Source organism: Neobacillus paridis (assembly GCF_016765675.1).
Lineage (GTDB): Bacteria > Bacillota > Bacilli > Bacillales > Cytobacillaceae > Neobacillus > Neobacillus paridis.
In genome coordinates this window covers 1-560 of the sequence record NZ_JAESWB010000207.1, presented here as the reverse complement: position 1 = coordinate 560, position 560 = coordinate 1, and the positions used below count along the sequence as shown (strand labels likewise).

Genomic DNA, 560 nt, shown 5'->3' with positions numbered 1-560 from the left:
CACCCACCTTGAACACTTCCGTCGTCATCACTTCTTCCGTGGCAACGCTGCCATTGTCATAGCGCAGCTGCAGGCGGGCGATCGCGTCTGCCGATGGCGGCATCTCCACGCCGATCACCATGGCATTGCGCACCACCGTGGTTCCCTGCGTCGAGGATGTGGAAGGCAGGCCGGGATCGCCGGCGCAACCCGACATTGCGGCGAGGGCCAGGCTGATGCCCAGTATCTTGCGCATGCTGTTCTCCCTGTATGTGCGTGGTCAGAAACGGTAACCGAAGGCTTGCTCGAAGCGCTCTTCGATCTCGGCCAGCGACGGCGCATGATTCTGGCCGCCCTGATGGATGATCTTGATTGCGCCCATCAGGCTGGCAATGCGGCCCGTGGTTTCCCAATCGTAGCCACGCGACAGGCCATGCATCATGCCGGCGCGGAAGGCGTCGCCGCAGCCAGTGGGGTCGACCACTTTCTCGACCGGCACGCAGGGTATGTCGATGCGCTTGCCGCCGGTATGGATTTCAGAGCCGTGCTCGCCGCGGGTCACCACCAGCGCGTCCACCTTG

Annotated in this window: 2 protein-coding genes; both read right to left on the bottom strand. The window is 63.6% G+C overall.

All coding sequences use genetic code 11. The features are described 5' to 3' along the window. On the bottom strand, positions 1 to 235 hold a 235-nt coding region (locus JK635_RS28550), incomplete at its 3' end, for a hypothetical protein (protein WP_202654708.1). Positions 236 to 259: 24 nt separating this feature from the next. Further along, positions 260 to 560, bottom strand: a 301-nt coding sequence (locus JK635_RS28545) for a PfkB family carbohydrate kinase (protein ID WP_235888128.1), incomplete at its 5' end; no start/stop codon positions are given.